This is a genomic window from Terrabacter terrigena, assembly GCF_042676085.1.
GTDB classification, from domain to species: domain Bacteria; phylum Actinomycetota; class Actinomycetes; order Actinomycetales; family Dermatophilaceae; genus Terrabacter; species Terrabacter terrigena.
In genome coordinates this window covers 1-1,839 of the sequence record NZ_JBHTKH010000030.1, presented here as the reverse complement: position 1 = coordinate 1,839, position 1,839 = coordinate 1, and the positions used below count along the sequence as shown (strand labels likewise).

2 protein-coding genes are annotated in these 1,839 nt (G+C 66.0%); both read right to left on the bottom strand.

What is annotated here, in order from left to right; translation table 11 throughout:
* Positions 1-36 precede the first annotated feature (36 nt).
* On the bottom strand, positions 37-852 hold the full coding sequence (locus ACFQ2V_RS21205; protein WP_386055003.1) for an ATP-binding cassette domain-containing protein: 816 nt from the start codon (positions 850-852) through the stop codon (positions 37-39).
* A 1-nt stretch (position 853) separates the two neighbouring features.
* Complete coding sequence (locus ACFQ2V_RS21200; protein WP_386055001.1) at positions 854-1,837, bottom strand: ABC transporter permease; 984 nt, start codon at positions 1,835-1,837, stop codon at positions 854-856.
* Positions 1,838-1,839 lie beyond the last annotated feature (2 nt).

Sequence of the window (1,839 nt, the reverse complement as noted above, 5' to 3'; positions counted from 1 at the left end):
TGGTGGGCGACAGCGACGCTCATGACGTCACCTCGTTCATTTCTGCAGCTCGTGGGAGAGCTCTGCGAGCTCGTCCCCGCCGGCCATCTGGCGGGTGAGCTCGTCGAGGGCCACCTCGGAGCGCTTCTTGTCGAGCACGGCCTGGCCGAGCTTGAGGATGACGAAGTGGTTGCCGACGAGGTAGGCGTGGTGTGGGTTGTGCGTGATGAAGACGACGCCGAGGCCGGCGTCACGGGCGGCCGCGGTGTACTTGAGCACGACGCCGGACTGCTTGACGCCGAGGGCGGCGGTCGGCTCGTCGAGGATGAGGACGCGGGCGCCGAAGTAGACGGCTCGGGCGATCGCGACGCACTGGCGCTGGCCGCCGGAGAGGGTGCCGATGGGCTGGTTGATGTCCTTGACGACGATGCCCATCTTGCGCAGCTCCTCGTCGGCGATGCGTTTCATCTCGTTGACCTTCATCGGCGCGAACGGCCAGCGGCCGCTGACCAGCTCGGAGCCGAGGAAGAAGTTGCGCCACACTTCCATGAGGGAGACGACGGCGAGGTCCTGGTAGACGGTGGCGATGCCGTGTGCGAGGGACTCGCGGGGGGAGGAGAAGGAGACCTCTTTGCCGTCGACCTTCATGGTGCCCTCGTTGTGCGGGTGCAGGCCGGCGATGATCTTGATGAGGGTCGACTTGCCGGCGCCGTTGTCGCCCAGGACGCAGGTGACCTCGCCGGCGTTCACGGTCAGGTTGATGCCCTTGAGGGCGCGGATGGCGCCGTAGGTCTTGCCGACGTTGGTCATCTGCACGAGGGGTTCGCCACGGTGCAGGGTGCTGTCGGCGTGGTCGGCGATGGTGTCGGTCATGTCAGCCCACCTTTCGGGCGGTCGAGAGTCGCTTGACGTAGAGGTTGACCATCACGGCGAGCAGGAGCATGACGCCGAGGAAGGCACGGAACCAGTTGGGGTCCCAGCCGGCGTAGACGATGCAGAGGCTGGTCATGCCGAAGATGAAGGCGCCGAGGGCGACGCCGAGCGCGTTGCCGTAGCCGCCGGTGAGCAGGGTGCCGCCGACGACTGCGGCGATGATGTAGAGGAACTCGTTGCCGACGCCGTTGCCGGCCTGGAGCACGTTGAACCGGTACAGGTAGTGCATGCCGGCGAACCAGCCGAGGAAGGCCACGGTCATGAACAGGCCCACCTTGACGGCGGTGACGGGCACGCCGACGGCTCGGGCGGAGGCGGCGTTGCCGCCCACGGCATAGATCCAGTTGCCGATCTTGGTGCGTTGCAGGATGTAGGCGGCGAGCCCGGCGAAGAGCAGCCACCAGATCACCGTGATGGACAAGGTGATCGAGCCGATCTTGAACTCGTGGGCGAAGATCCAGTTGAGCGTCGAGTACCCGTCCATCTGGTCGATGTTGGGGCTGGACACGGAGCCGGTGACGAGCTTGGTGACGCCGAGGTTGGCGCCTTGAAGGATGAAGAAGGTGCCGAGGGTGATGAGGAAGCTCGGGATGCCGGTCCTCATGACGAGGTAGCCGTTGAGGAACCCGATGGCCAGGCAGAACACCAGCGAGAGGATGACGCCGACCCACAGGTTGATGCGCAGCTGGTAGCAGAACATCGCGTTCAGCAGGCCGGCTGCCGTGACGATGACACCGGCGGAGAGGTCGAACTCCCCGCCGATCATCAGCATCCCCACCCCGACGGCGACGATGCCGATCGTCGATGCCTGGTAGAGCACGGTGAAGAAGGCGGGCGCGCTGCGGAAGGCCGGGGCGACGATCAGGAAGAAGATGAAGATCACGATCGCCGCCACCAGGGCGCCGATCTCCGGCCGGGCCAGCAGCC